The organism is Croceibacterium xixiisoli, assembly GCF_009827305.1.
Taxonomy (GTDB): domain Bacteria; phylum Pseudomonadota; class Alphaproteobacteria; order Sphingomonadales; family Sphingomonadaceae; genus Croceibacterium_C; species Croceibacterium_C xixiisoli.
This window is the reverse complement of the sequence record NZ_WTYJ01000002.1, coordinates 619,279-643,871: the sequence shown is the minus strand read 5'-3', so window position 1 is coordinate 643,871 and position 24,593 is coordinate 619,279. Positions and strand designations below refer to the sequence as shown.

Annotated in this window: 19 protein-coding genes and 1 tRNA gene; 14 read left to right on the top strand and 6 right to left on the bottom strand. The window is 61.7% G+C overall.

Annotated features, from left to right (window positions below):
- The first annotated feature begins 36 nt into the window (after positions 1-36).
- Together GRI97_RS12145 and GRI97_RS12140 are read left to right on the top strand one after the other, a co-directional pair.
- The gene (locus tag GRI97_RS12145) at positions 37-1,746 is read left to right on the top strand and encodes an Hsp70 family protein (RefSeq protein ID WP_161391432.1); all 1,710 of its coding nucleotides are present in this window, start codon (positions 37-39) and stop codon (positions 1,744-1,746) included.
- Positions 1,709-3,565 (top strand): hypothetical protein, encoded by a 1,857-nt coding sequence (locus tag GRI97_RS12140; protein ID WP_161391431.1) that lies wholly within the window; start codon positions 1,709-1,711, stop codon positions 3,563-3,565. The genes GRI97_RS12145 and GRI97_RS12140 overlap by 38 nt, the downstream gene beginning before the upstream one ends.
- A gap of 46 nt (positions 3,566-3,611) precedes the next feature.
- Here the strand turns inward: GRI97_RS12140 and GRI97_RS12135 are convergent, their stop codons facing one another.
- Positions 3,612-4,685 carry a hypothetical protein gene (locus GRI97_RS12135; RefSeq protein ID WP_161391430.1) on the bottom strand — a complete coding sequence of 358 codons (1,074 nt, stop codon included), beginning with the start codon at positions 4,683-4,685 and terminating at the stop codon, positions 3,612-3,614.
- 81 nt (positions 4,686-4,766) lie between these two features.
- Between GRI97_RS12135 and yghU the strand changes: the two genes are divergently transcribed.
- Together yghU and GRI97_RS12125 are read left to right on the top strand one after the other, a co-directional pair.
- Positions 4,767-5,636, top strand: a complete 870-nt coding sequence (yghU, locus tag GRI97_RS12130) for a glutathione-dependent disulfide-bond oxidoreductase (RefSeq protein ID WP_161391429.1) — start codon at positions 4,767-4,769, stop codon at positions 5,634-5,636.
- 64 nt (positions 5,637-5,700) lie between these two features.
- Positions 5,701-5,775 (top strand) — tRNA-Gln (locus GRI97_RS12125).
- Positions 5,776-6,172: 397 nt separating this feature from the next.
- On the opposite strand, the gene GRI97_RS12120 is transcribed toward GRI97_RS12125, so the two are convergent.
- Positions 6,173-6,880, bottom strand: coding sequence for a hypothetical protein (locus tag GRI97_RS12120; RefSeq protein ID WP_202392725.1), 708 nt, complete (start codon positions 6,878-6,880; stop codon positions 6,173-6,175).
- 495 nt (positions 6,881-7,375) lie between these two features.
- On the opposite strand from GRI97_RS12120, the gene GRI97_RS12115 reads away from it, so the two are divergent.
- The 7 genes from GRI97_RS12115 to GRI97_RS12090 all read left to right on the top strand — a co-directional run bounded on the left by GRI97_RS12115 (position 7,376) and on the right by GRI97_RS12090 (position 14,375).
- Positions 7,376-8,278, top strand: a complete 903-nt coding sequence (locus GRI97_RS12115) for a hypothetical protein (protein WP_161391427.1) — start codon at positions 7,376-7,378, stop codon at positions 8,276-8,278.
- Positions 8,279-8,416: 138 nt separating this feature from the next.
- On the top strand, positions 8,417-9,445 hold the full coding sequence (locus GRI97_RS12110) for a transferrin-binding protein-like solute binding protein (protein ID WP_161391426.1): 1,029 nt from the start codon (positions 8,417-8,419) through the stop codon (positions 9,443-9,445).
- A 202-nt stretch (positions 9,446-9,647) separates the two neighbouring features.
- Entirely contained in the window at positions 9,648-10,655 is a 1,008-nt protein-coding gene (locus GRI97_RS18445; RefSeq protein WP_202392724.1) for a transferrin-binding protein-like solute binding protein, read from the top strand.
- A 106-nt stretch (positions 10,656-10,761) separates the two neighbouring features.
- The gene (locus GRI97_RS18440; RefSeq protein WP_202392723.1) at positions 10,762-11,730 is read left to right on the top strand and encodes a HupA family protein; all 969 of its coding nucleotides are present in this window, start codon (positions 10,762-10,764) and stop codon (positions 11,728-11,730) included.
- 108 nt (positions 11,731-11,838) lie between these two features.
- A complete protein-coding gene (locus GRI97_RS18435; protein WP_202392774.1) occupies positions 11,839-12,927 on the top strand; it encodes a HupA family protein in 1,089 nt (362 codons plus the stop codon).
- Positions 12,928-12,964: 37 nt separating this feature from the next.
- The gene (locus tag GRI97_RS12095; protein ID WP_161391425.1) at positions 12,965-13,348 is read left to right on the top strand and encodes a VOC family protein; all 384 of its coding nucleotides are present in this window, start codon (positions 12,965-12,967) and stop codon (positions 13,346-13,348) included.
- Positions 13,349-13,583: 235 nt separating this feature from the next.
- Positions 13,584-14,375, top strand: a complete 792-nt coding sequence (locus GRI97_RS12090) for a HupA family protein (protein WP_161391424.1) — start codon at positions 13,584-13,586, stop codon at positions 14,373-14,375.
- Positions 14,376-14,397: 22 nt separating this feature from the next.
- Here GRI97_RS12090 and GRI97_RS12085 read toward each other — a convergent pair whose 3' ends face one another.
- Positions 14,398-15,345 carry a LysR family transcriptional regulator gene (locus GRI97_RS12085; protein WP_161391423.1) on the bottom strand — a complete coding sequence of 316 codons (948 nt, stop codon included), beginning with the start codon at positions 15,343-15,345 and terminating at the stop codon, positions 14,398-14,400.
- A 183-nt stretch (positions 15,346-15,528) separates the two neighbouring features.
- Between GRI97_RS12085 and GRI97_RS12080 the strand changes: the two genes are divergently transcribed.
- The 3 genes from GRI97_RS12080 to GRI97_RS12070 all read left to right on the top strand — a co-directional run bounded on the left by GRI97_RS12080 (position 15,529) and on the right by GRI97_RS12070 (position 20,775).
- Positions 15,529-18,546 carry a TonB-dependent receptor domain-containing protein gene (locus GRI97_RS12080; protein ID WP_161391422.1) on the top strand — a complete coding sequence of 1,006 codons (3,018 nt, stop codon included), beginning with the start codon at positions 15,529-15,531 and terminating at the stop codon, positions 18,544-18,546.
- A 33-nt stretch (positions 18,547-18,579) separates the two neighbouring features.
- Complete coding sequence (locus GRI97_RS12075; RefSeq protein WP_328598546.1) at positions 18,580-20,022, top strand: sulfatase-like hydrolase/transferase; 1,443 nt, start codon at positions 18,580-18,582, stop codon at positions 20,020-20,022.
- 111 nt (positions 20,023-20,133) lie between these two features.
- Complete coding sequence (locus GRI97_RS12070) at positions 20,134-20,775, top strand: hypothetical protein (RefSeq protein WP_161391421.1); 642 nt, start codon at positions 20,134-20,136, stop codon at positions 20,773-20,775.
- A 19-nt stretch (positions 20,776-20,794) separates the two neighbouring features.
- On the opposite strand, the gene GRI97_RS12065 is transcribed toward GRI97_RS12070, so the two are convergent.
- From GRI97_RS12065 to GRI97_RS12055, 3 genes are all read right to left on the bottom strand, one after another.
- Positions 20,795-22,129 (bottom strand): MFS transporter, encoded by a 1,335-nt coding sequence (locus tag GRI97_RS12065; protein ID WP_161391420.1) that lies wholly within the window; start codon positions 22,127-22,129, stop codon positions 20,795-20,797.
- Positions 22,130-22,282: 153 nt separating this feature from the next.
- Positions 22,283-22,960 (bottom strand): retropepsin-like aspartic protease family protein, encoded by a 678-nt coding sequence (locus tag GRI97_RS12060; protein WP_161391419.1) that lies wholly within the window; start codon positions 22,958-22,960, stop codon positions 22,283-22,285.
- Between the two features lie 118 nt (positions 22,961-23,078).
- A complete protein-coding gene (locus GRI97_RS12055) occupies positions 23,079-24,446 on the bottom strand; it encodes a class II 3-deoxy-7-phosphoheptulonate synthase (RefSeq protein ID WP_161391418.1) in 1,368 nt (455 codons plus the stop codon).
- Positions 24,447-24,593: the final 147 nt, after the last annotated feature.

The following is a 24,593-nucleotide window of genomic DNA, read 5'->3' as shown; positions in this document are numbered from 1 at the left end:
CGTTCATATTCGCAGGATTACAGGGGGAAATGATTCGTGCTGATCGGCATCGATCTGGGCACCACGAACAGCGCGGTGGCGATCTGGCGTGATGGAACTGCAGAACTGGTGCCCAATGCACTGGGTTCTTTCCTGACCCCGTCCGCCGTGTCCGTGGCCAAGGATGGCACCATCTGGGTCGGCGCCGCCGCGCTGGACCGGCTGGCCACCCACCCGGCTGAAACCGCCACCAGCTTCAAGCGGATGATGGGCACCCAGCGTTCCGTCCGGCTGGGCAACAAGCGCGATTATTCCCCGGAAGATCTGTCTGCCCTGGTGCTGGCATCGCTGCGCGACGATGTGACGGCCATGACCGGCGAAACGCCGACCGAGGCGGTGATTACCGTGCCGGCTTATTTCAACGACCGGCAGCGCAAGGCCACGCGGCGCGCGGGCGAGCTGGCCGGGCTGACGGTGAAGCGGCTGATCAACGAACCGACCGCTGCAGCGCTCGCCTATGGGCTGCAGGATCGCGACGATCGCGAACCCTTCCTGGTGTTCGATCTGGGCGGCGGCACCTTCGACGTGTCGATCGTGGAAATGTTCGACGGCGTGGTCGAGGTACGCGCCTCCACCGGGGACAACCGGCTGGGGGGCGATGATTTCAACCTGGTGATGATCCAGCTGGCGCGCCCGAAACTGCAGGCTGACATGCAGTTGCAGGCCATGCAGACCGACAAGCGGGAAGCGCTGCTGTTCCTGGCCGCAGAGCGCGCCCGGCGCCAGTTGACCGTTGCAGATACCGCCGATTTTTCGATCACCATTGGCGATACGGCCTTCACCGCCCAGGTCAGCGGCGAGGAATTCGAAGCCCAGAGCCAGGCCCTGCTCAAGCGCCTGCGTGAACCGGTGATCCGGTCGCTGCGCGATTGCGGCATGAGCAGCCAGGAATTGAGCGAGATCGTGCTGGTCGGCGGGGCAACCCGCATGCCGGTGGTGCGCAAATCGCTGACCCGCATGTTCGGCCGGTTTCCCAATTCGGGCGTTCACCCCGATCACGCCGTGGCGCTGGGCGCAGCGGCGCAGGCCGGGCTGATCGAGCGTGGCGGCGGACTGGATGAAATCCGCATCACCGATGTCGCGCCCTTCACCCTGGGGGTCGATGTTGCCGAACGCGATACAACCGGCGGGCTGCGCCAGGGGATATTTTCCCCCATCATCGATCGCAACACGCCGATCCCGACCAGCCGCGAGCATGTCTATTCAACGCTGAGCGACAACCAGCGGGAAGTGCGGCTGGGGATTTTCCAGGGCGAAGCCCGGATGGTGGCGGACAATATCAAGCTGGACGAGCTGCGCATTCCCGTGCCCGCCGCCCCGGCCGGCCAGATCGCCGTGCATGTGCGTTTCACCTATGACAGTTCGGGCCTGCTGGAGGTGGATGCCAGCGTGCCGGCCAGCGGGCTGACCCGCAATCTGGTGATCGTCGATGAGGAAGACCGGCGCGACAAGGCGGAGCTGGAACGGCGCCGGGCGGAACTGGCCAAGCTGAAATTCCACCCGCGCGACGAGGCGGAAAATGTCGCGCTGCTGGCGCGGGCGAACCGTTGCTACGAGAATTTCACCGGCCCGGCGCGCGACATGGTCGGGCAGTGGATCGGGCAGTTCGAAGCCGTGGTGGAACGGCAGGATCCGCGCGATATTGCAAGCGCGCGCGAACAGCTGACCCGTGGGCTCGACGATCTGGAGGGGCAGTCCCCGCTATGAAGTGCTGGGACAAGAGGTTTCGGGCGTGAGCGGCAGCTATCGGCGGGAGCCCTGGCGGACGCTGGAGATCGACGAGACCAGCGATCGGTCGGCCATCCGGCACGCCTATGCCGCCAGGCTCAAGACGCTCGATATCGATCGGGAAATCGCAGCCTATCAGCAATTGCGGGAGGCGCGTGACTATGCGCTGATGCTGGCGCGGGAGCAGGAACACGGCGCCGGCGATTATGCGGCGCCGCTGTCTCCGTTCGACGATCCCGCCAGCACCGATGAGCGTGCGACCGAAGCTGAAGGGGGTGAGCGGGATCGCGCACCCGCCTTCGACGCGCCTGCAGGTGACGCACCGTCAACCGATGCCGATGGTTCGCGCGATCTGCCTGCAACGGACGGGGGCGATGTTGCGGCGGAGGAACAGCCGCCCGCCCCGCCCGCGCAAATGGGCGTGGCGCAGATCGCCGCCCCTGAGCCAGAAGAGATAGAGGCGACCCAAGCGGCAGAGCCCGAAGCGCAGGAAGCGGCAGAGGAGCATCCCACCGCCCCGCAGGTCCTGCTCGCCATCCTCTATCCCGGTCAGGAATACAGCGCTGAACCGCTCGACCATGAGATGTTCTCCCTCGCCTGCGCGGCGCTGGGCCAGGTGCTGGCCGAGGCGGAGGAATCCGCCATCGATCAACAGCAGGCGATCGAGGAATGGCTGGCCCATCATCTGGCCAGCAGTTGGCCGCGTTCGGCCCATCTGGTCGAACATGCGTCAGAGAATTTTTCCTGGCTGGATGAATCGGGCAGCCTGTCCGAACGACCGGCCGTCCGCTTCCTGAATGAGCGGCTGCGCGGCATGCGCTTTGTCGAAAAGGTGCAGGAGCGCGATCATCCGCTGCGCGATGCCTGGGTCGAACTGAGCAAGCCGGGCCGGCGACGCAATTTCTGGTTCTCCAAGGTGAACAAGGAAGAGGTCCGCCAACTGCTGGTCGGGCTGCGCGAACGCTATCCCGAAATCGAAAGCTATCTCGATCCCCAGCGGGTGGGATCATGGGAGGAGCGGCTGAACGGCGGTGGTGGTTCGCCATGGGGCACTTCGACGCTTATCATATTCGGCATATTGGCCCTTGTGCGTGTGGCGGGCGCGTTGGGCGGTTCGACCCAGAGTGAGCCGTCTTTGCCACCGCCGATCATGGTGCAGGATCCGCTTGAAGGCGCGACGCTGGACCAGGAAGCGATCGATGAAACCATCACCGATCTGTTTGGAACCCGGCTGCCCGATCTGGAGATCAGCGGCCAAACGCCAGCGAGCTTCTGGTCCGGTATCCGTCTGGTCGGTCGGATGGACGGCATGGGGCAAGTTGCGCAGGCTGCCCAGGCGGTGCCGTTGCAGCAACTGCGGCAACTGACCCAAATGGCGGCCCGCGATGCGCCATTCGAGCAATTGGTATCGATCAAGCAGGTGAAGCTGGATCTGCTGCGCAGCATCCGCGATCACGCCGGGGTGGATGCCTGCGTGGAATTCTCCCGCGGTCAGACCATCTCGCAGGTGTTTCCGGTCGAGGAAAGCGTGCGTTCCCGCGAACGCGCGCTGGCCGCCAAGCTGCTGGAAGCTGGGCTGCTGATGCCAAGTTCCAGCAAGTTTCCGGAAAGTGCCGTCATTCCAGGAAGTGTCGTGGACAAGGTGGTGAAGCGGGCCAATCTGACCGAGGATGAATTGGAAAAGACATCCCAGGGCCAGGGAGGCTCCGATATCCAGTGCCGCTATAACATCGCGCTGCTGGAAGCGGTCCTGCAGCGCCCGGGAGACGTATCGGCGGAATTGCTGCGCATGATGTGATCCGCCGCTGCACCGTAGGCGACGGCGCAGGGTTGTGCCGTAAAAATTATTGCGGCGGTTCGGCGAAGCCGTGATCGGGTTCCGGTATCGAGATCGAAATCCGGCTTGTCTGCCTGGACACAACATAGTCCTGTGCATTCACGCAAAAGTATGGCCGCGACGGATCATTGTCGATGTCTGCGGTACGGACCGGCAACCTCGTTTCGCAATCAGGGGTTGTGCAATAGCAAATGTGATAGCGCCCACGCTGAAACCGACCGCCATCGGCAGCAGGGTCATCGCTGACCTCCCCCAAAACGAAGCGCACATCTCCAAGTTGCGCGGGAAGAAGCCGGCTTGCCTCAGCAAAGGCTTCATCTTTCTCCTGCTGCAAGTCCCCGCTTCTGGCGCGTTGGGGGTTTGCGACAAGATCATCATATATTGGCCAACTCAGCCTGATGAATGCATCAGGATCGCTGTTCTGCAAGGCTTCGATCGCGGCCTTGACCGCAGCGACATACGGCACGACCTCCGGCGTCTCTGCCGGCACGCGGCGCACTTGCCATAAGGCTTCCGGGACATCGGCTGGCAGCAGGCGGAACACGGCCGAATGTTCCGTCTCACGATAGGCGATCGGGCGCAGGAAAGTTCCGATGGTGTAATGGCAATAGCCGCTGACACCCAGAATGGTGCCAGGGCTATCCAGCATCATCTGAATAACGGCGGCGTGTACATCTGCACATGATCCCAGCATGCCAACCACCTCTTCCCATCTGGGCCGATGGGGCTCCCGGCGCGGGTCATCCCTGTGGGTATTGATGCCCAGCGTATGGAGTTGATCGTGGCCGCCAAATGCATGTTCCAATGCAGCCATCCGATCATCGAGCAACCGCCAGCCATCATGAATGGCGCGAATGCGGACGCAGCGTCCGCGCCAGGCGTCGAAATCCGTGTTGATCTGCACGATCTCTGCCGGAACGGCATTGGCGAAGCTGCACGCTTCCTCATCCTCCTGCGCGGCCGCCGGAACGGCCCAGGTGGATAGAATGGCCGTCAGCAGAGTGAACAGATAACGCATCGGCAGAATATGCTGGGCGACCGCAATCGCCGTCAAACCAAAAGCTGTGCTGTCACCGGCCAAGCAAATTGTCCGCTTGATGCGGCGGCGGCGGCACGCCATCTTCCGGGCCGAACATCCCCCCAAGAGAGGACGCGCCTGCCCATGTCAGATGTCTATACCCCGCCTGAAGTCTGGAGCTTCGATCCCGAGAATGGCGGCCAGTTCGCCGGCATCAACCGGCCAACCGCCGGCGCCCGGGAAGAGGTGGAATTGCCCGTGGGGGAGCACAAGTTCCAGCTTTATTCGCTCGGCACGCCCAATGGCATGAAGGTCACCATCATGTTCGAAGAACTGCTGGAGGCCGGTTATTCCGAAGCGGAATATGACGCCTGGCTGATCAAGATCTTCGCCGGCGACCAGTTCGGATCGGGCTTCACCGATCTGAACCCCAATGGCAAGATCCCGGCCCTGCTCGACCGGTCGGGCCCCGAAGCCTTCCGCGTGTTCGAAAGCGGCGCCATCCTGGTCCATCTGGCCGAAAAGTTCGATTATCTGCTGCCCAAGACCAATCCGGCGCGTGCGGAAACGCTGAGCTGGCTGATGTGGCAGATGGGCAGCGCGCCCTTCATCGGCGGCGGTTTCGGGCATTTCTATGTCTATGCCCCCGAACGCTACAAATATCCGATCGACCGCTATGCGATGGAAACCAAGCGGCTGTTTTCGGTGGCGGATATCCAGCTGGGCAAGACCGAATATCTGGCCGGCCATGACTATTCCATCGCCGATATCGCCACCTACACCTGGCTCGGCAATCTCTATCACGGCGCCTACAACCGGGCCGATGTCTTCCTGAGCCTGGACGAATTCGAGAATGTCGGCCGCTGGGTGAAGGCAATCGACGCCCGGCCAGGTGCCATTCGCGGACGGCTGGTCAATTCGCAGAGCGGCCTTTCGGAACGCCATTCGGCGGCGGATTTCGACACGCTCGATCCTGAATTGCTGGCTCCGGTGCGCAAGCGCGCAGATTATTGATCGGCAGCCCCAATCCCCACCTTGTCAGCGAAGGCGGCCCCGTTTATGGGCCGCCTTCCGCTGATGGGGTGTAGCCAAGCGGTAAGGCACCGGTTTTTGGTACCGGCATGCGCAGGTTCGAATCCTGCCACCCCAGCCAGCGGGCGGCCAGCCCGCCCCACGCTCTCATGAAACCCGCTGCGCCCTTGCGAGCCGTCGGCGATGAGCCGCGGTAATCGCGTGCCTTTTTCGCTGCATAGAGCGCGGCATCCGCGCTGGCGAACAGCTGTCCGGATCGTAGCGGCAGAAATCAGGCGGCACGGCCATGCCGGTCGACACAGTGACCGTAACGTCTGATCCCGCAACGGCCGGGCGGAAAACTGCGCTGAGAGGTCATGCTCTCGATACATTCCGACGGCCTGGCATACTGCTCGACATGAGCCAATCAGTAGCTGACAGCCGTAAGAGCCGGCTTAACAATTGCGCCAAGCCAGAGCCATCAGCCGGAAAACGATCATTTTTCCGGCTGACACCGAGTTATGGGCGCCGTCACTGCCTCAGCAAGAGGGGACTTTCGTTGCGCCTTGCAGCGCATATTTGCCGTCTGCCTGGCGGACATAGGTTTCGCTGAAACTGTCCGTGCCGGTGTAGGTGACGGTGAAGCTCTTGCCCTTCTCCGCTGCGGTGATCTGGCCATCCAGATTGATCACGCCATCTTCCACTGCGCCGCCATTGGAATAGCCGATCGGGATAACGGCGATTTCTGTCGGCCCGTCTGCAGCCAAAGCTGTCAGCACCGCCTTGTCGCAGGCATAACCCTGCCACACGCCGCCGCCCTGGGTGTAGAGTACGGGCACATCGGCAATCGCATCGGTCCAGCCCCAGCGGCTGGCGGGATTGCCGACCACGCCGGTCATGCCCACGTCCAGCCATTCGCCGGTGACGCTGTAATCCGCCCTCTCGGGGCCGGAGAGATAGTGCACCGAATTGAGCCCGGCGCAGGCCTGCCCAGTGCATTCATTGGCGCCCGTGCTGATCAGGGCGGTCTTGTCCTCACCCAACGGGATCAGCGTCAGCGGTACGAATTCATAGGCGTTCTCCTGCACCTCGACCTTGGCGCTGTTGCGCTGCGCGGCGGGGAAGGCCTTTTCGAACGCGGCCGGCGTGCCGGCGGGAACGGTGTCACGGTTGACGTCCACAACCGGGAACAGTGGCTGTTGAGCCAGCGCGGCAGGCACCACCGCCAGCATTGTCAAACCTGCCACAAAGGCACCGGCAATCTGTTTCGAACGCATGTTGAACCCTTTCCTGGCAGGGTTATTTCCATGGCGTGGGGCCATGTGTCCCTGCTCCTGCCCTGATTGCTGCCGCGCCTGCCCGGCAATGACAAGCGCAAAACCTGCGCCGGGGATCCGGCACAGCCTGCCATTCATGCAGAATTGTGCGACGTATCGGAACGGTTTCAGCCAAGGTTCAGCGGGCGTTTCGCACGGCCCACCGCAGAGGGTGCCTTTCCCCCGTTCACACGTTAAAGCAATTGACAGCGTGTGCCGGCAGGTAGAGCACCGCCACAAACGTGATTTGAGGACGATACAATGAACAAGAGGGGATGGCTGGCGCTGCTGGCCTCTGCATCGATCGTGGCAAGCTGCGGCGGTGGTGACGATGACGCACCCACGCCGGCCCCTTCCCCGTCGCCCACAGATCCGACGCCGGGGCCAACAACCCCGGCCCCGCCCAGCTATGCGACCTGGGCGCAGATGCTTGCCATCACTGCCGACACCACCGGGGTTCCAGATGCCCTTAAACTGCCGCAGACATTCAAGACATCCTGCAGCAGCCTGCAGATATCCAACCAGGCGGTAACGCCCGCCACGGTATTCGGGACTGGGCCTACTCTGGTGCGCTCCGCTGCAGATACCTGGAAATTCACGGCCAATGGTGTCGACACCAATTTTGTCCCCGCAGACAAAGTCGCAGCAACGACAGGCTCCAGCGATGTAATTTACCGTCACACCACATCAGCGGGTGCGGTTGAAATCCTGCAGGTCACAGGACCGGTCACACCGCTGTTGCATATTGCTTACACCCGCCGCGTTGTTGCCACGGTCGCCGGGCCTGGCGGTGCCTTGTCGCGTCATGAATGCGTTCTGGGCGTTCCGACGCTGGCAACCGATCTGCCAACGACCGAAGCCGATATCGCCCTCGAACCGATGAACCTGACCGGCAATGGGGTGATCAGCGGCGGCGCGAATGCCGGCACCTATGTGTTTGTTCCCGGAGATTCCAAGGTAACGGCCGGCAAGGTCAATACCAAGAACAACACGCTGGTTTTGACGATCGAGCTGAAGGGTCGGAAAGTCGTGGACAGCACCGTGCAGACCACGGTTGTCGACCTTGGCACCTACACCACCAATGCGACGATCACACCCGCGAGCACCAGCTTTTACGGTGCGCTTACGAGCAGCAACAGGGACATCGTTGCGGCCCAGATCGCCGGCTGGTCGTTCGGACCGCGCATGACCGAGACCGGCTATTCCTTCTCGATCCAGTCGCGCGAGCCCGGCACCACGAACCAGTTGACCGCGACAGGGACGGCGATTGTGTTGCGCAAGCCGCTGCCCACGCCGACGCCCACGTCGAGTTCCACACCCACCACGTGATTGATACGAGGGGCACCCGCTGGTGCCCCTCGTTACCCAAATGTCGCAGTAAAACCGCTGGTTTGTGACATGATATCACCATGATTGACAGTTTCCCCTGCACTGTCATTTTGTATCAAACACATGTCAGGGGCTTTCATGAAATATACTGTGATGCTGACCGCGCTGCTCGGTACGGCAATGCTTGCCGCTTGCGGCAATGATGACAAACCGACCCCGGCACCGACGCCTGCACCCACGGCCAGCACACCGGCTCCCAGTCCCGAACCGACGCCGGAGCCGACCCCTACCCCGACTTTCACCTACAAAATGCTGAATGAACTGACCGGCGACCAGATGTTCGACACGGCATGCAGCCGTGTGGATTTTTCGGACAGAGCAGCCAATTTTGGCGCCGCGCCAGCAAGTTTCCGCACGTTTGGCAGCAATTACACTCTTGGCTGGACTTCCACCAGCGACGCCACTTTAGAAGATAACAGCTGGTATACCTATGATGGCGGTAAGATCACTTCGATGCTTGGCGGGCCGACAATGCTCAGCTCTTTCACGGCCGATCCCTTGCGCATGCAATATGCGATGAGGTCTGAATATGGCGGCAATGAGCCGGTGATCATATCGGCTGAATACCCGGCATCCGCGCGCCATGTTCAGCATGTTTCCCAATTCATCGACCGGGCATGGTCCGGCCACTCGCGCCAATATTGCGTGTTCGGGGCGCCGACCGATATCGACGATCTACCCTCCAGCGGGGTGATCAGCTACCCGAGCATGGGGTTGACCGGCACGATCTACGAATCCGGCACGCGGGCGAGCGACATTAGGCTGGCCAGCGACGGATCCAGCCTGACAGTGGATTTTGCCGCCAACACGGTCACAGGATCGATGAAGCTGCAGAAGCGCATCCGTGCCACGGCCGACACTGCTGAAAGCTGGGTCGATCTTGCCGGCACCATCCCTGTATCGGCCACGATCGATCGCGCCAATCGCCGCATTATCGGGACCACGCCGCCAGCGGGCACAAGCGGCAATTACGGCATCCATGGTTGGTTCTTTGGCCCCCAAGCCGCGAACATCGGTTTCGTTTTCGGGGACAGCGTGCCGGCCATCGGGACTTTTGCTGCCTCTCGCGAAGTGGCTCCGGCGACTTCCGCAGCAAGAACGCGCTAGCTGGCCAGGCCAGAGCAATTCAAGCGAAGAATCAATACCCTTCGGTTCATGATCACCTGCCCGAAATACTATGTAACTTGATCTGGTTGACGGAAGCGGCAAGGGCCGAAGGCCGCCTCTGCTCACAATCTGAGCAGAGGCGGTCAATGTTTGACATGGCCGCCCCTCGTGGCAGCAATATCAAAGAAAAAAGGGGGAATTGATGAAATACATTACCTTGACGGCCTTGTTGATGAGCACCGCGATGCTCGCCGCGTGCGACAACGACGACAGCCCCTCGCCCGCCCCCACTCCGGCGCCCACCAACAGCACGCCTGCGCCCAGCCCGGAACCGACCCCGGAACCAACGCCGACGCCGACATTCACCTACAAGCAATTGAATGAACTGACCGGTGATCAGACCTTCGATACGACCTGCGCCGGTTACGAAAGTCCGAACACCTTTGCCAACCCGGGGCCGCAGCATCCGGAGTACAGAATGTTCGGTTCCACCAATCTGGCCTGGACATCGACCGATAACACATCGCTGGAAGACAATTCCTGGCTGTACAAGCAAGGCGGCAGCGATATCGCCGGTATGGGCGCAATGGCGCTGAAGACCTTCACCGCCACGCCGCTGCTGATGGATTATTCGCGCAACGCCGAATATGGCGGGACCGACACGTTGACGATCCGCCAGCACCCAGCGACGGCACGCTATGTCCAGCATGCTGCATTCAGCCGCCACATTGCGCTGGGTCGCGGTTCCACCCTGTATGACAATTGCCTGTTCGGCGCACGAACGGATCCAGCGGATCTGCCCACCACCGGCACGATCAGCTACCCGACGATTGGCGCCGTTGGTCAGATTTTCATGGGCAATCTGCAGAAGGACAACCAGTATACCGTCCGCGTGGATCAAAGCGGATCGTCCATCACGGCCGATATGGCGGCGTCGACTTTCAATGCGTCGCTCAAGCTCCAGGGTTTGAAGGCCGGATCTGCCGATACGCCGGAAAACTGGGTCGATCTGGCCACTTATACGATCACCGGCCAGATCCATCGGGAACAGAGGCAGTTCACCGGCACGGTGACCAACAGCGACGACCGGGTGAACATGAGTCAGGTGAGAGGCTGGTTTTTCGGGCCGCAAGCTTCCGAAATCGCCATTCTTTACGGGGCAAGCAGTTGGTCTCTGTTGACGACCACCACGGTCGTTGGGGTTCGCTGAGGCGCGGATGCATGATGTTCGCACGGCGGGCAGGTTTGCTGCTCGCCGTGCGCTGGAGGGCCGTTGCGTTTTCTTTTGAAGACGAATTCACGGTATTGGGGGGAATATGAACCGTGCAAAATTGCTGACCTTTGCGGCCAGCACCGTCATTCTCGCCAGTTGCGGCAATGATGACAAACCGACACCCGCGCCCACACCGCCGCCTGCTGGCGCACCAACGCCGACCCCGTCCACACCGAGGCCATCCCCAACGCCGACATATGTCAAGGTGTCGGACCTGACTGCCGACAGAACATTTGCGTCCGCCTGCGCGATCCCGTCCCTCGGTTCGTCCAGCCCGCCTTTCTTCACCTCTCTGAGCGGGAAACCAAATTTATCTTACAGCGCGACCACGAAGAGCTGGACATTTCACGAAACAGATCTGGATAATATTTTTATCGAATCCGACAAGGTCAATCCCCAGCACCTCTTTTTTCGCAAGCCCTTGACACCAGTTGCCGGCTCTTTCTCGGAATCTTTCAGTTTTGGCTATACGGGCGCGAATACAACGGAATACGTGACGCCGGCTGACTTCATCCGATCTTTTGCTAGTGGCGGGCAGCGGGTTTACAGTTGCCTGGCAGGTTCGCCGACGCAGGCCAGCGATATGCCCATTCGAAACGAGTCGGCATATTCAGCGGTCAATCTTGTTGGGGGTGGTTCAATCCTTGAACCGGGTGCTCAAATACTTAACCTTCGCTTCGATCCTACAATCAGCACATTTGCGGCAACATTTGACGCTGCAGCCGGTCAATTGCGCATCACGCTGGACATCAAGGCAAGAAATTCATTTGATTTCAACCAAACAGGCCCGATCACTGATATAGGGATTTTTACTGGTTCAGTCGAAGTTGATACTGCAAACCAAAGGTTTGAGGGCTATTTGAAGAATGACGAGTTTGGCGACCATGCTGTCAGCTTGTCCGGTTGGTTTTTTGGTCCACAAGCTGCAGAAATGGGCTTCAACTTCGCTTCCTCCGCCAGCAATGGCCTGAAAAGTATCGGTGTTTCCGGAAAAATGTTGGCAAAACGCTGACACAGGTTGGCCCGGTCACTGCATGCTGGCCGGGCCTCAACAATTTTTGAACCTGTATAAACCCCAGCCGCCGCATGACAGGAACTGCAATCCGTTGACAAAATCCCGATGTCTGCGAGCCTGCAGGAATTCTTCGAAGTGTGGGGCCAAACTATGAAATATGTTGCTGTTCTTGCGCTGCTTGTCGGCAGCGCGGTCATTGTCGGGTGCAATGACGACAAGCCTTCTCCAGCGCCGACGCCAGCCCCCACTACCCCGGCACCAAGCCCATCGAGCCCCGCGCCAACCCCGGAGCCGACCCCGGAGCCAACGCCGGCACCCACGCCCACGCCGACCTTCAGCTACCAGACGCTGACCGAACTGACCGGCAATCAGATTTTTGAAACGGCGTGCAGTTCAATCGAGATTGTCGACCGTGCCACCGGCCATGGAGCGAGCCTGGGCGGGTTCCGCCGTTTCGCTGACATATATGGCATTGGCTGGGAATCGACCGACGACGCATCGCTGCGGGACAATGGCTGGTACAATTACCGGTCCGGCAAACTGAATGGATTGCTGGGCCGCCTTCAACAGCTGCAATCCTTCACCGCGGATCCTCTGCGAATACAGTATTCATTTTCGAACGATTATGGCGGAACCACAACCTCCCTGATATCCGGCGAATATCCGGCAACAGCGCGATATGTTCAGCACGCTCGATTACGCTCCGGCTATACCGGCGGCTCGTCCGTGCAGTTTTGCGTCTTCGGCGCGCCGACCTATGTGGATGATCTGCCCACCACAGGGGTCGCCACCTATCCCACTTTGGGCGTGATCGGGAGCGTCTACAGCTCCGGCAGCAGGGGTGAAGATCTCCGCATCGTCGCCGATGGATCGAGCTTGATCGTCGATTTCGCAACCAATACCGTAGAAGGGACGCTGAAGCTTGAGAAGCGGATCGCGGCATCAGGCAGCACCGCGGAAAGCTGGGTAGATGTTCCCGGCACCATTCCCATCGCAGCCACGATCGATCGCGCCAGCCGCAGGATCAGCGGCACAAATGCGCCCGCCGGCGTGGTCGGTGGCTATGGGATCCAAGGCTGGTTCTTCGGTCCGCAGGGCTCCAATCTCGGCCTGGCGTTCGGGGAAGGCACCCCATTGGCGGGCACTGTTGTTGGTGTTCGCCCCCTGTCGACGGCGGCAAAAAGTCGCCGATAATGTCATCGGCAACCCATTGATCCTGGAAGGAGATGATATGTCCGCCATCCGCCTGAACTTCTTCAAGCTGGCCGTGCCGGAGATGGAGCCAGCGCTGAACTTCTGGTGCGATGCCTTCGAGTTCGAGATCGCCGCCAGTTTCGACGAGGAGGAATTCCTCGAACATATCCTCTCCCTGCCCGGTGAACCGGGCGGGCCAAGCCTGATCCTGCTGCAATACAAGGATGGCCGGGCGATCGAGATCGGCAATGCCCATGGCCCGGTGGGTTTCCATTGCGATGACATCACCGTCAGCCATGATCGCCTGCTGGCAAGCGGCGCCAGCGACATCACCGGCGTGGTCGATGTCGGCCCGGTCCGGGTCGCAATCATGCGCAGCCCGGACGGGCATGAGATCGAACTGGTGCAGTTGCCGGCGTAAGCGCGGCATTTACCTAAAGCAGGACCAAGGGTTCATGAAGAAGACTTCGCCGCTGACCATTCTTTTCATCGGGGCCGCCCTGCTGACGGGCTGCAACAATGATGATGGGCCGGCCCCGACGCCGAGCCCAACCAGCCCGGTCACTCCGCCGCCAACACCTGCACCGCCCCCGCCCCCGCCCCCGCCGCCTCCATCGCCGGTCTATCACAGGCTGGCCGAGTTGGAGGGCGATCAGATGTTCGAGATGGCCTGTGCATCCTACGACACCATCTGGTGGGGCTTTATCGGGCGGCAGGTTCCCGCGCTTGCCGGATTTGGCGATACCGCCACGCTGTCGCGACAGGCCAATGGTACGCTTGCCCTGGCTGATGACAATTGGGCATTCAAACCCGACGGCACCAGAGAACATCTGTTCGGCGCCTCCGATCTGGCCGCCAGCAGCACCTCACCGTTGAAACTGGAGTACCAACGCACGGTCGAGTTCGAAGGGCTGAAAACTTTCCGGATTTCTACCTTCAGCCAGGGGGAAACCAAGGCTGAATTCGTGAACAACCTGTATTTTGCCGATGGTCAGGGCACTTCACGCACATATGATCTCATGCATCACTGCATGTTCGGCGCGCCAACGCTGACGGACGACCTGCCGACCACGGGAAGCGCAACATTCACGCCTGCCTTCGCCGATGCCGGGGGTGACGGCGCCACTGGTTTTGCAATCGATCCTGCCCGCTCCAGCATCAATGTGGATTATTCCGCATCGACCGTCAGCTTCACGCTGCAATTCATCAAGCTTGGGCGCACGGCTGCAGAAAATACCGATGTGGCTCTCCACTCCGGCAGCGGAACGATCGATAAGGCAAAGCGCCAGGTGTCCGGGACTTTGACAAACGCCACCTCACCGGACATTTCCTGGAAGCTGAGCGGCTGGTTCTTCGGACCTGGCGGCAAAGAATTGGCGTTTGCTGTGGCGGCCAGTGATTTTGGTTCACATATCCAGGGCGGGACGGTGATCGCACTGCGCCAATAGCCTCTGACCAGCCCCGCCGCCATCAGGCATAGGCGGGGTCGAACACTTTCACCGTAGGGTAATTGGCATCGCGCAGCAGTGCGCTGAGCAGGAAATCCTGCACCCGGTCCAGCCGGTCATCGCCGCCCTGATCCTTGCGATACCAGACCAGATGCCAGCCTTCGAGTGGGTAGAGCTGGATCACCTCTTCGCGCATGGAAGGTGGCAGGATCACCTCCGAAAATGAGGCCACGCCCAGCCCGCGTTCCAGCATGGTGGCCATGACATCGAAATATTGCGTGCTGGCCACCACCTGGCGCGGCATTATGCCTTCCTTGCGGTAGGAGCGCAGGACCATTTCTTCCTGCACGCTGCCGCTGTTGGGCATGAGAAAGGGCAGAGCGGATATCTCTTCACGCGAGAGCGGCAGGCTGCGCCCCTCGGCGAAGCGGCGGTGGCCGAATATTCCGCCACGCAGCAGCGCCACGGCCCGCATCGGCGGCGGCACCGGCTGATCCGCCCGCAGATGCAACAGAGCGAAATCATAGCCGCGATCGATAAGGTCATCGCCGATCTTCTGGCTGGGCGGTTGGGCATCGAATTCCATCGCGATATCGGGATTGTCGGCCAGGAAATGATCCAGCCGGGGGCGAATGAAATTGTCCACCAGCCCCTGCCCCACGCGGATGCGCAGCCTGAGCCGCGCGGGCCGGTCACTGCTGACCCGGCGATGGCGCGCCAGCACCTGCGCCGCTTCGTTAAAACCGCGCAGATCGTCGAGAAAGGCAATGCCTTCGGCCGTCAGCGCCGGGCGCCGACCGGCATGGCGGGCGAACAGCACGACGCCCAGCTGATCTTCCAATGTGCGGATCTGGTTGCTGACCGAAGCCTGAGAAATGCCCAGCTGTTCGGCGCAGCCGCGAAAGCTGCGCACAGTGGCCAGGCTGGCGAACACATCGAGCTGACGTAGCGTAAACGGCAGGTTCCCCATTATACCCTCCGCCTTATCCCATAACCCGAAACCTATCACCTGTCATCACTTTGCGATGCGTTGCTTCGCCGGCCTGGCAGGCAGAACATTGCGAACAAACAGCAAAAGCTGATGGGAGGGAGAACAATGATCAAAGACAGGCAAAACATCAGGCTGCGCCGCCTGCTGTGCGGAGGCACCTGCATGGCAACGCTGCTGGCAACACCGGCCTGGGCGCAGGATGCTGGTGAGCCTGAGCTCACGAGCGCCGAGGCACCCGCACCGGCGGCCCCGATCGTGGTCACCGGATCGCGCCTGCGCACCGATGGCACGCAGACGCCGATCCCGGTCACCGTGGTGGGCGCCGAAGCGCTGGATGCCATGGGTGCCGGCGGACTGATCGACGGCATCAGCCAATTGCCGCAGTTCTTCGGCAATCAATCGGTCGCGGCAGTGCAAAGTTCGGGCGTGTCCGGGCACGGCTTCTTCAATCGCGGCGGCTATGGCAATCTTGACCTGCGCGGGCTTGGCCCCAATCGCACGCTGACGCTGTTGAACGGCCATCGGGTCATTTCATCCGGCCCGTTCGGCGGGGTGGACATCAACACCTTCCCGGATGCGATGGTGCAGAGCGTGGAAACCGTCACCGGGGGCGCCTCTGCCGCCTATGGCACCGATGCCGTCGCCGGTGTGGTCAACTTCCTCCTCGACAAGAAATTCACCGGCCTGCGGGCATCGCTGCAAGGCGGCGTCAGCGATCGCGGCGACAATGGCAATTATGAAGCATCGGCAACCTTCGGCACGAAGATCGGCGATCGGGGGCATTTCCTGATCTCCGGCGAAATCGGCCGCCAGGATGGCGTGCATTCCTTCCGTGATCGGGACTGGTACCAGGCCTGGGGCATCGTCAACGGCCGCGCCTATCCCAATGTCGTATCGGCCAATGCCAGTTTCAGCGGCGTGATCCGTGCCCCGGGCACGGCGATCGACGGGATGGAATTCCTGGCCAATGGATCGGGGATCACGCCCTTCGTGCGCGGGGCTGTCGGTTCCGGCGCAACGGGCACGCCGCCGGCTGTTCATTCGATCAGCGATGGGGGCAGCGGGGACTATATCGGGAGGGATCCCTACACCGTGTTCCCCGATGCATCGCGCAACAGCATCTATGCCTTTGCCGATTACGAAGTGGCCGACGGGGTGACGGTGTTTGCGCAATATATGCGCGGACAGAACCGGACCTTCCGCTACAACGATCCGACCGGTTCCTTCAGCGGCACGCCGACCGTTGCCACGATCTTCGCGGACAATGCCTTCCTGCCGCAATCGGTGCGCGACACCATGGCGGCAAACAGCATCGCCTCTTTCCAGTTTCGCAAGATGGGCAGCTTTGCCGATATCGCCGAACACGCCTGGCTGCGCGACGACAATGTCATGAATTCCTTTTCCGGCGGCCTGACCTGGGACATCGCCAGCGACGGCTTCATGGCCGGCTGGCAGGCCGACCTCTATTATCAGTATGGCACCAACAAGCGCAAAGCCTGGCAAAGCGGGCTGCGGGTGGATCGGATCTTTGCCGCCCTCGATGCCGTGGATGAAGGGGAATACACCTCCGGCACGGCCAATGGGAACATCGTGTGCCGGGTTTCGCTGTTCGGTGATGCCTTCCCCGGATGCCAGCCGATCAATCTGTTCGGCCAGGGCAATGCCAGCGAAGGCGCGATCGACTGGGTGACCGGATATGAGCCCGGCACCACCATCACCACGCCGATCTATTACGCCGACACCGGCTTTGACCGGGGTGACAGCATGACCTTCACCACCGGCGAAGCGAAGCTCAACACCACGCGCATACGCCAGCATGTGGCCGAATTTTCCATGAATGGCGATCTGGTCGACAATTGGGCCGGGCCGATCAGCCTGGCTTTCGGTGGATCGTTCCGGCGGGAATCCATCCTGCAACTGGTGGAGGATGCGTCCAACCCATCATCCAACCATGCGACAGGCCATCCGGTGCTATGCAATGGCGAAGTTCCGGGGCTGCGCGGGGTTTCGGCGGGGGATTGCGTCAACACGGTCGGCACGCAATTTTCCAAGGTTTCCAACATCAAGGGCGCGATCAATGTGTATGAGGCGTTCGCCGAAACGCTGATCCCGCTGCTGGCCGACACCGGGCCGGTCAATGCCGCCAATCTGCACCTGGCCGGGCGCTGGGCCAATTACAGCGGATCGGGCACGGTCTGGGCTTACAAGGCCGGGCTGGATGTCGAACTGTTCGATTTCCTGCGCCTGCGGGGCACTTATTCGCGGGACGTGCGCGCCGCGAACCTGTCCGAACGCTTCGACCGCACCGGCGGCGCCGCGACGCTGGACGATCCGCGCACCACGGCGGTGGAGGCGATCAATGTCACCACCGTTTCGGGCGGCAATCCCAATGTCCTGCCAGAAAAGGCCGACACTTTCACGGCCGGCTTCGTCATTCGCCCGGCCGCCATCCGCGGGCTGTCGCTCTCGCTCGATTATTTCGACATCAAGGTGAAGGGTGCGATCGACCGGCTGGGCCCGCAGGCGGTGCTGAATGGATGCCTGGCGGACAACAATCCCGAACTGTGCAGTATGGTGACCTTCAATGCAGACGATGTCCCGATCATCGTGGCCGACACCTATATCAATGTGAACCAGAACCGCGTTCGCGGGCTGGATCTCGAAGCGAATTACGATACCGATCTTTCCCTGTTCGGCGGCGATGAAAGGCTGGCGCTGCGCGGCTTTGCCAGCTGGCTGTTCGAGAATTCGGAAACATTCGGCAATGGTACGAAGATCGATCGCGCCGGGCAGACAGGCATGCAGACCGATGGCGTTCCCTATGGACTGCCCGATTTCAAGGCGACCGGAAACATCACCTATTCGATCGGCAATTTTTCCGCCTTCGTGCAGGGCCGCTACATTGCCCCCGGCACGCAAGAGAACAATCCGCCGATCGCCAATTTCGACGCCAACCACGTGGATTCAGCCTTCTATCTCGATCTGCGGCTGACCCAGCGTTTCGACATTGGCACCAGTGGTTCGCTCGAAGCATTCTTCGCCGTCACCAATCTGACAGACACCGCCCCGCCTGTGACGGCGTACTACAGCGCCTTTGCCGCCCATTCGATCCAGACCAACAGCGTGTTGTTCGATCTGCTCGGGCGCCGCTACACCACGGGGCTGAAGCTGGCCTTCTGATCCCAGCCCCGCCCGATTACCGAAGGAGTGAATGTGACAACGAACAAGAGCAGTTCAGCCTGGAACGTGACCCGGCGCACGGCCCTGGCCGGCGCGCTGGGCACCGCGGCGCTGGCAGCAGCCCGCCCGGCGATCGGCCAGCAGGGCCAAGGCGCGCGCCAGCCCAACATCCTCTACATCATGGCCGATGACATGGGGTATGCGGATCTGTCCTGCTATGGCCGGCGCGATTACGAAACCCCGGTGCTGGACGGGCTGGCGCGGCAGGGCATGCGTTTCACCCATGCCTATGCCAACAGCGCCGTCTGCACGGCCACCCGCGTGGGGCTGATCACCGGGCGCTATCAATATCGCCTGCCCATCGGGCTGCAGGAACCGCTGGGCCAGGACGATGTCGGCCTGCCGCCGGAACACCCGACGATCCCGTCCCTGATGCGTGCCCAGGGATATCACACCGCACTGATCGGCAAGTGGCACCTGGGATCCTTCCCCAAATATGATCCGCTCAAGAGTGGTTATGACGAATTCTGGGGCAATCGCGGCGGCGGAGTGGATTACTTCACCCACAAGGCCGGCGGGCGGAAGGATCTGTGGGATGGCGATGTGCAGATCGAGGAGAGCGGATATTACACCGATCTGCTGGCGGACCGGACCATCGAGTTCCTGGACCAGCGGCAGCAGCAGGCACCGGACACACCCTGGTTCGTCAGCCTGCATTTCACCGCCCCGCATTGGCCGTGGGAAGGGCCCGAGGACGAGCGGGAATCCGCCCGGCTGGACGCGCAGCAGAAGGTGCGCGGGGGATTGGGCATTGATCATTTCGACGGCGGCAATCTGGCCACCTATGCCGAAATCGTCCGGTCGCTCGACAGCAATATCGGCCGCATCCTGGAACGGCTGACGGCGTTGGGGCTGGATGAAAACACCGTGGTGGTGTTCACCAGCGACAATGGTGGGGAACGCTTTTCCGACGTCTGGCCCTTTACCGGGCGCAAGACCGAGTTGCTGGAAGGCGGGCTGCGCATTCCGGCAATCGTCCGCTGGCCTGGGCTGACCACGCCGCTGAGCGAAAGCGAGGTGCCGATCATGTCGATGGACTGGCTGCCGACCTTCGTTGCGGCTGCAGGGGGCGCGCCCGATCCGGCCTATCCGACCGATGGCATGGACATCCGCCCGGTGCTGACGGGCCATGCCCTGCCCGATCGACCATTGTTCTGGCGGTTCAACAACAAGAGCCAGAAGGCCGTGCGGCATGGGCAATGGAAATATCTTTCCATCGGCGGCAATGAATTCCTGTTCGATGTCGTGGCCGACCCGCTCGAACGCGGCAATCTGAAGGAATTGCAGCCGGAGATCTTTGCCGATTTGAAGGCCCGGTTCGAAGCCTGGAACGGCGGGATGCTGTATGACCCCGCCGTGCCGAGTTATGGTTTTTCGCCCGAGCATCTGGCGGATCATTTCGGGATCGACAGTTGATGGCCGGCTGATTGGCTCATGGTGTGGATCTGTGCGGCGTCTTCGCAGCGCAGATCCCGGCGCTCGACAAAACGGACTACTGCAAACCCGGAAATCTGTCATGTTCGGCAGATGAACGATGACTATCTGCCGTTGCTGCTGGTGCTCATTCCGCTTGGCCCGATTGCGCTGTGGCTGATCGTGACCACGGCAATCAGCATTGTATCGGGCTGGTTCCGGCTCCAGCGCACCTATCCGCCGATGCCGGCGCAGGTTCGGACAAGTCTGCCCCGGCAATCAGCCGAAATGGGGTTCGGCGTCGCGTTTTCCCGGGCTCTGACGCTGACGGCTGGTCCTGACGGCATTGGTATTTCGGTTTCGCGCCTGCTCGGCCCGTTCCTGCGGCCGGTCACGATCCCGTGGCATGCCATCACGGCGGAGCGGCGCCACATGTTCATGGCGCAGGGGGTGCGATTGACGTTCGGGCGGCCAGAGGTGGGCACGCTGACCATCCATGCCCGGTCCTGGGATCAGTTGGCCCCTTTTTCCCCGGCCCCGCGCATGGCACGCGATCTTCCGCCCATCACTGCGCGCCTGGCTATCGCCGGGCTGGTGAAAGCCTGGCTGCTGCTGACCGGGACCGCCGCGACGGCTTTCTATGCCATCCCGCGCTTGTTCACCGACAGCGGGCCGCCGCTGGTGTTCTGCATCATGATGCCGGGCATGGGCTTCGCCATGCTGATGGCGCTGCGCTATTTGCGCCAGCCCCGCTAACGATCAAGCTGGTCTCAACTCAAGCGGGTTGAGGCTGCACCTGATCCTTGGCCCAGCGCCGGTTTTCCCAGCCGAGCACCAGGATCAACCCGGCCACGATGACCGCCGGCACGGCTGTCGCGAACATGATGGTTTCCAGCGGCAGCAACAAAGTGAGCGCATAACCCCCAGCCAGCGGGAAGGCGATGCCGCCGATCCGGCCGGAGCCGCCGGCCCAGCCGATGCCGCTGCTGCGCATTTCAGGCGGGTAGCCGAGCGTAGCCAGCGTGTTGATCCCCGTCTGGCCGCCGACCTGGCAGTAGTTCCAGATGACCAGCGCGATGATGAAGATCAGCGATCCGCCCGGCAGGATGCCCAGCGCGGCGATGGCCACGGCATCGATCAGGAAGAACACCGCGATCAGGATGTAGGGGTTCACCCGGTCCATCAACCAGCCCATGGTCAGCGTGCCGAGCGCACCGCCGACAAAGCCGATCATCATGTGCTTGGCAAATTCCTCAATCGGAACATTGCCCAGTTCCTGCATATATGTGGGCAGCCAATTGGCCAGCAAGGCAATATTGCCCAGCGCCAGGAAGCAGGCACACCACAGAATGATGGTCTGCAGCCGGTAACGCGGGCCGAACATCGCCATCGGGCCCGACTGCTGCACCGCCTTGCGCGCTTCGCCCATGTGGAATTCGATCACGCCCTGCAGCTTCGCAAGGGGGTCGATCCGGCCGATGGTGGCCGGGATCTTGGGATCCTGCGGATTGCGCTGCACGCGGAAGGGAACGGATTCAGGCACCATCAGCAGCAACGGCAGCGCCAGGAACGGCAGGATACCACCGAGCCAGAAGGCGATCTGCCAGCCCCAGGATCCCAGCAGCCAGGCCGTCATCGCCCCGCTGCCCAGATTGCCGCCGGAAAAGCAGACCAGCGCGATCGACATGAACAGCGCCCGGCGGCGGCGCGGGGTCATTTCGGAAAGCAGAGCCAGCGCAATGGGGAGCATGGCGGAAAAGAAAATCCCGGAAACGCCGCGCAACCAGGCCAGCATGGTGAAGCTGGTGGAATAGACCGCGACGAAGGACAGCGCGCCAAACACCGTCAGGCACAGTGCCAGCACCGGCTTGCGCCCCCAGCGATCGGCCAGCGGCGGCATCAGGAAGGCGCCCACGGCCATGCCGACCTGCTGCATGGTGAAGACCTGTGTCATGTCCACCGGCCTGCCCCCCAGCCCTTCGGCCACGGCGGGGGCAATCTTGCCGAGGAAATACATGTCGAAGCCATCGATGAAGAGGATGATCGAACAGATCACCAGCAACATGATTTCGCGCCAGCCGATCGGCCGATCATCAATAAAGGCTGCCACGTTAAAACGCGCAGATGCCGCCTGGCTGGTCACTCTGATCACTCTCCCCTGATGGCGTGGTTTCGGTTGAAACCGCGCATCATGTCCCGGTTGATGCGTCCCTTATCGAAGGACTTTGTCAAATTGGGAGAGTGACGACCTGCGCGCCGCGCGTCAACTTTCCTGTGATGCTTCGACGGGCTGAGGATGATGCGGCACCAAGATCAGCGTGCCGCCCTCCACGCGCCAGGATGCGAGGCGCGAGAGCATGTTCATCCCTACGACATTGGTATCGCCCAGATTGGGCACGATCACGGCATCCAGCCCGCGGGCAACCACATTGCCGAACCGCAGTTCATCCACAGCCGTGATTTCGGCCGCTATCGAGCCGTTTGCCGTCTGCATGCGCACAGGCAGCGCACCGGCCCGCGCCTCCAGCCCTGCCTCGGCCGCGAGATTCGCGGAAATCGCCGTCAGTGTCGCACCGGTATCGACCAGGAAGCGGGCTTCCACACCATTGACCTCCGCCAAGAGCCAATAATGGCCGTCAGGCGCCAGCGGCACGCGGGTTTCCGCCCCCTCCACCACCTGCGCCGGCAGGCCCAGTTGCGGCACGGCCATTTCGAAACGCGGATCCATCCGGCTGACCTGCAGCACCACCATCAACAAGATGCCGGCCAGTGCCAGACTGCTGCCGAAGCGTAGCAACCGCCCGACCGGCGGCGCAACCCGCCCCACCATGGAACCGAACACGCCAGCCAGCACCGCCACAACCGTCGCCATCAGCAGGCTCGATTGCGGCAGCGCCGATACGTTGCCAAGTATGATGTCCCAAAGGGCAGCCAGATCCATGCAACCCATATAGTACCGGCCGCTGCATTTGCGACCGGAGCATCAGGGGTGTGACAAACAAAAAGGGCGGCGCCTCGCGGCACCGCCCTCTTGTTACGTCAGTTCGGCAACCGCTGGTTCAGGCGGCGGCCCGCTGGCGTTCATTGGCTTCGAGATTGAGCATCTCTGCCAGCATGAATGCCAGTTCGAGCGACTGCGCGGCATTGAGGCGCGGGTCGCAATGGGTGTGATAGCGATCCGCCAATGCCGCATCGGTGATGGCAACCGCACCGCCCGTGCACTCGGTCACGTCCTGGCCGGTCATTTCGATGTGAATGCCGCCAGCATGGGTGCCTTCTGCGCGGTGAACCGCGAAGAAGCCCTTCACCTCTGCCAGGATACGGTCGAACGGCCGCGTCTTGTAGCCGCTGTCCGCCTTGATGACATTGCCGTGCATCGGATCGCATGACCACACCACCGGATGACCTTCGCGCTGTACGGCGCGCAGGAGCTTGGGAAGACCAGCTTCGACCTTGTCATGGCCATAGCGGCTGATCAGCGTGATCCGGCCCGCTTCGCGGTTCGGGTTCAGCGTATCGAGCAGACGCAGCAGGGCGTCGGGCTCAAGGCTGGGCCCGCACTTCATGCCGATCGGATTGCCCACGCCACGCAGATATTCGACATGCGCGCTGCCTTCGAACCGGGTGCGATCCCCGATCCAGAGCATGTGCGCGCTGGTATCGTACCACTGGCCGGTCAGCGAGTCCTGCCGCGTCAGCGCCTGTTCATAGGGCAGCAGCAGCGCTTCATGGCTGGTGAAGAAGCTCGCGCTCTTCAGCTGGGGGGTATTTTCGGTGTCGATGCCGCAGGCTTCCATGAAGTCCAGCGCTTCGCCGATACGATCGGCAATGTCGCGGAACCGGTCGGCCCAAGGGCTGCGGCCCATGAAATCCAGCGTCCACCGATGGACCTGGCGCAGATTGGCATAACCGCCACCGGCGAAGGCGCGGATCAGGTTGAGCGTCGCGGCCGACTGGCTGTAGGCGCGAATCATCCGCTGCGGATCATTGACCCGCGTTTCCCCGTCAAATTCGATCCCGTTGATGATGTCGCCCAGATAGCTGGGCAGCGTGACATCACCCTGGGTTTCGGTCGGCGCGCTGCGTGGCTTGGCGAACTGCCCAGCCATGCGGCCCACCTTCACCACCGGCATCTTGCTGGCGAAGGTCAGAACAGCCGCCATCTGCAGCAGCACGCGGAAGGTGTCGCGGATGTTGTTGGGGTGGAATTCGGCAAAGCTTTCCGCGCAATCACCGCCCTGGAGCAGGAAACCGCGACCGGCACTGACTTCTGCCAGCTGCGCCTTCAGCTCCCGCGCCTCACCGGCAAACACCAGCGGGGGAAAACTGGCGAGAGTGGTTTCCGCTGCCGCAAGCGCGGCGCCATCTTCATAATGCGGGAGGTGCTTGGCCTCGTACCGCTTCCAGCTTTCAGGGTTCCAGTTCACAACCTAATCCATATCCATCCATGTATGGGGAAAGGGCGCGCCTACTCCCCCGGGAACAACCATGCAAACACTCAATGGCCTGCAGGCATCAGATGGGAGTGTTGCCGCCGATAACCAACCCCGCCGGGCCGCCATCGGCGGATGGTG

Bases quoted from the DNA above. Each gene is read 5' to 3' on its own strand.
- GRI97_RS18440 (WP_202392723.1), top strand. From the start codon at position 10,762: ATGAACCGTGCAAAATTGCTGACCTTTGCGGCCAGCACCGTCATTCTC.
- GRI97_RS12110 (WP_161391426.1), top strand. From the start codon at position 8,417: ATGAAATATACTGTGATGCTGACCGCGCTGCTCGGTACGGCAATGCTT.
- GRI97_RS12115 (WP_161391427.1), top strand. From the start codon at position 7,376: ATGCTTGCCATCACTGCCGACACCACCGGGGTTCCAGATGCCCTTAAA.
- GRI97_RS12060 (WP_161391419.1), bottom strand. From the start codon at position 22,960: ATGGATCTGGCTGCCCTTTGGGACATCATACTTGGCAACGTATCGGCG.
- GRI97_RS12070 (WP_161391421.1), top strand. From the start codon at position 20,134: ATGAACGATGACTATCTGCCGTTGCTGCTGGTGCTCATTCCGCTTGGC.
- yghU (WP_161391429.1), top strand. From the start codon at position 4,767: ATGTCAGATGTCTATACCCCGCCTGAAGTCTGGAGCTTCGATCCCGAG.
- GRI97_RS18435 (WP_202392774.1), top strand. From the start codon at position 11,839: ATGTCTGCGAGCCTGCAGGAATTCTTCGAAGTGTGGGGCCAAACTATG.
- GRI97_RS12085 (WP_161391423.1), bottom strand. From the start codon at position 15,345: ATGGGGAACCTGCCGTTTACGCTACGTCAGCTCGATGTGTTCGCCAGC.
- GRI97_RS12095 (WP_161391425.1), top strand. From the start codon at position 12,965: ATGTCCGCCATCCGCCTGAACTTCTTCAAGCTGGCCGTGCCGGAGATG.
- GRI97_RS18445 (WP_202392724.1), top strand. From the start codon at position 9,648: ATGAAATACATTACCTTGACGGCCTTGTTGATGAGCACCGCGATGCTC.
- GRI97_RS12080 (WP_161391422.1), top strand. From the start codon at position 15,529: ATGGCAACGCTGCTGGCAACACCGGCCTGGGCGCAGGATGCTGGTGAG.
- GRI97_RS12090 (WP_161391424.1), top strand. From the start codon at position 13,584: ATGTTCGAGATGGCCTGTGCATCCTACGACACCATCTGGTGGGGCTTT.